This window comes from Streptomyces sp. NPDC046261, from assembly GCF_040646235.1.
In the GTDB taxonomy this organism is placed as follows: Bacteria; Actinomycetota; Actinomycetes; order Streptomycetales; family Streptomycetaceae; genus Streptomyces.
The window spans coordinates 1-3,681 of sequence record NZ_JBEYZU010000049.1 but is presented as its reverse complement, the minus strand read 5'-3'; the positions used below and the strand labels follow the sequence as shown (position 1 = coordinate 3,681).

Sequence of the window (3,681 nt, the reverse complement as noted above, 5' to 3'; positions counted from 1 at the left end):
GTCACGGGTGGCCGTGGTGTGGATGTGGTGCTGAACGCGCTGGCCGGTGAGTTCGTGGACGCGTCGCTGCGGTTGATGGCGCCGGGTGGTCGTTTTCTGGAGATGGGCAAGACCGATATCCGCGACCCCGAAGCGATGGCGTCCGGGGTGCGTTACCGTGCGTTCGATCTGGCGGAAGCGGGTCCGGACCGGACCCAGGAAATGCTCCACGAACTGCTCGAACTCTTCGCGCAGGACGTACTGCGCCCGCTTCCGGTGACGACATGGGACGTGCGGCGGGCGGGCGAGGCGTTCCGTTTCATGAGCCGGGCTCAGCACGTCGGCAAGATCGTTCTGACGATGCCGCGACAGTGGGCCCCCGACGGCACAGTCCTCATCACCGGCGGCACCGGTGGTCTGGGCGGCGAGCTCGCGCGGCACCTGGTGGCCGAACGCGGCGTGAAGCACCTGCTGTTGGCGAGTCGGCGTGGTGTGGATGCGCCGGGTGCGGTGGAGTTGCGGGCTGAGCTGACTGCTCAGGGTGCCGATGTGTCGGTTGTGGCATGTGATGTCGCTGATGCGGGCGCTGTCGCGGATCTGCTGGCCACGATCCCCGAAGAGCACCCGCTGACCGCCGTCATTCACACGGCGGGTGTGCTGGATGACGGCGTGGTGACGTCGTTGTCGCCGGAGCGTTTGTCGGCTGTGCTGCGGCCGAAGGTGGACGCGGCGTGGAACCTGCACCAGGCGACGCGGGACCTCGACCTCGCGGCGTTCGTGATGTTCTCGTCGATCTCGGGTGTGATGGGCAGCGCCGGTCAGGGCAACTACGCCGCCGGCAACGTCTTCCTCGACGCACTCGCCCAGCACCGCGCCGCGCAGGGCCTGCCCGCGCAGTCCCTGGCCTGGGGTGCGTGGACACAGGCCACCGGTATGACGGGCACGCTGTCGGAAGCCGAGATGCAGCGCATCGCGGCCTCCGGTGTTCCTCCGCTGACGGTCGAGCAGGGTCTCGCCCTCTTCGACGCCGCCACCAGCTGCGACGACGCCCACCTCGTGGTCATCGGCCCCGTCTCCGGGTCCGTGCGCATCCCCGGCGAGGTGCCGGCCGTCCTGCGCGGCCTCGTCAAGAGCGGACGTCGATCGGCGGCGACCGCGGCCGGCGGAGCCGGTACGGCCGCGCTGCTCACCCGGCGGCTGTGGGAACTGCGCGACGACGAGCGGGTCCGCTACGCCGTGAACCTGGTCTGCGGCGAGGCGGCCGCCGTTCTGGGCCATGCCTCGGCCAAGGCGATCGAGGCGACGCAGGACTTCCACAACCTGGGCTTCGACTCGCTCACCGCCGTCGAGCTCCGCAACCGCCTCACCACGGCCACCGGCCTGCGCCTGCCGGCGACCCTCGTCTTCGACTACCCCACCCCCACCACGCTGGCCGAACACCTCATCGCGGTGCTGCTGGACGAGCACGGCGACGAGAACACCCCGGTCGCCGTCGCGTCGGCTGTGGCCGAGGACCCGGTCGTCATCGTCGGCATGGCCTGCCGCCTGCCCGGTGGCGTGCGGTCCCCCGAAGACCTGTGGCAGCTCGTACAGGAAGGCCGGGAAGGCATCTCCGACTTCCCCACCGACCGCGGCTGGGACCTGGACACCCTGATGGACGGAGGCCAGAGCGGCCGCGGCCGCAGCGCCACCTCCAAGGGCGGCTTCCTCGAGGGCATCGGCGACTTCGACGCCGGGTTCTTCGGCATCTCACCGCGCGAAGCACTCGCCATGGACCCGCAGCAGCGACTGCTGCTGGAAACGTCCTGGGAAGCCATCGAACGGGCCGGAATCAAGCCCGCGTCCCTCCGGGGCAGCCAGACCGGTGTCTTCGTCGGCACCGGCGGCCAGGACTACACGATGCTCGTGATGAACTCCCGCGACGACCTCGAGGGACACACCAGCACCGGCCTCGCCGGAAGCGTCGTCTCCGGACGCGTCTCGTACACCTTCGGCCTCGAAGGCCCGGCCGTCACCGTCGACACCGCGTGCTCGTCGTCCCTCGTCGCCCTCCACTGGGCCGCCCAGTCCCTGCGTACCGGCGAATGCTCGCTCGCCCTCGCAGGCGGCGTCACGGTGATGTCCACCTCCATCGGATTCCCCAGCTTCACCCGACAGGGCGGGCTCGCGTCGGACGGCCGGTGCAAGGCGTTCGCCGACGCGGCCGACGGCACGGGCTGGTCGGAAGGCGTCGGCGTGCTCGTACTGGAGCGGCTGTCCGACGCCCGCCGCAACGGACACCCGGTCCTGGCCGTCGTACGCGGCTCGGCGATCAACCAGGACGGCGCGTCCAACGGGCTCACCGCGCCCAACGGCCCCTCCCAGCAGCGGGTGATCCGCCAGGCCCTGGCCAGCGCGGGACTTTCCCCCGCCGACGTCGACGCGGTCGAGGCCCACGGCACCGGGACCACCCTCGGCGACCCGATCGAGGCGCAGGCGCTGCTGGCCACGTACGGGCAGGAGCGCTCCGAAGGACAGCCGCTGCTGCTCGGCTCGATCAAGTCCAACATCGGCCACTCGCAGGCGGCGGCAGGCGTCGCCGGCGTGATGAAGATGGTCATGGCGATGCGGCACGGCACGCTGCCCCGCACCCTGCACGTGGACGCACCGTCGTCGCACGTCGATTGGACTGCCGGCGACGTCAAACTGCTCACGGAAGCCGCCGACTGGCCGGACACCGGGCGCCCGCGCCGGGCCGGCGTATCGGCCTTCGGTATCAGCGGCACCAACGCGCACACCATCATCGAGCAGGCCCCGCCCGTCGAAGCACCGGCAGCAGCGGAGCAGGACGGGCAGCGCGAGCCGTCACCGGTGCTCTGGCCGGTCTCGGGCAAGTCGGCGGAAGCACTGACCGCTCAGATCGAGCAGCTGCACGCATGGACCGGGCAGCGGCAGGACCTGTCCCCGGTGGACGTGGGCTTCTCCCTGGCTGCGGGCCGGTCGGCCTTCGAGCACCGTGCGGTGCTCCTGGCAGATGGCGGCGCTGTCACGGAGGTGGCGCGCGGAGTGGCCACATCCGGACGGTCCTTGGCGGTGCTGTTCTCGGGTCAGGGTTCGCAGCGGGTGGGGATGGGTCGTGAGTTGTACGGCCGGTTCCCGGTGTTCGCGGAGGCGCTGGATGCGGTGATGGAGCGGATGGACGGTTCGCTGCGGGGGGTGTTGTTCGGCGATGATGCCGATGCGCTGAGCGAGACTGGTTTTACGCAGCCTGCGTTGTTCGCGGTTGAGGTGGCGTTGTTCCGGTTGGTGGAGTCGTGGGGTGTGCGCCCGGACTTCGTGGCCGGTCACTCCATCGGTGAGATTGCTGCTGCGCATGTTGCCGGTGTGCTGTCTCTGGACGACGCGTGTGCGCTGGTGGCGGCGCGGGCGAGGTTGATGCAGGCGCTGCCGGCCGGTGGTGCGATGGTCGCGATCCAGGCTGCCGAGGCGGAGGTGGCCGGCCGTCTGGTCGAGGGTGTGTCGATTGCGGCGGTCAACGGTCCGAACGCGGTCGTGGTCGCCGGTGACGAAGGCGGAGTGCTTCGCATCGCGGAGAAGTTCGCTGCTGAGGGTCGTAAAACGCAGCGTCTGTCGGTCAGTCACGCGTTCCACTCGCCGTTGATGGACCCGATGCTGGAGGAGTTCCGCCAGGTCGTTTCGGGGCTGTCGTTCGCGGTGCCGGAG

Annotated in this window: 1 protein-coding gene; it reads left to right on the top strand. The window is 70.2% G+C overall.

What is annotated here, in order from left to right; all coding sequences use genetic code 11:
* Window positions 1–3,681: SDR family NAD(P)-dependent oxidoreductase (locus tag ABZ956_RS30425; protein ID WP_361900730.1), on the top strand; the 3,681-nt coding region annotated here is incomplete at both ends.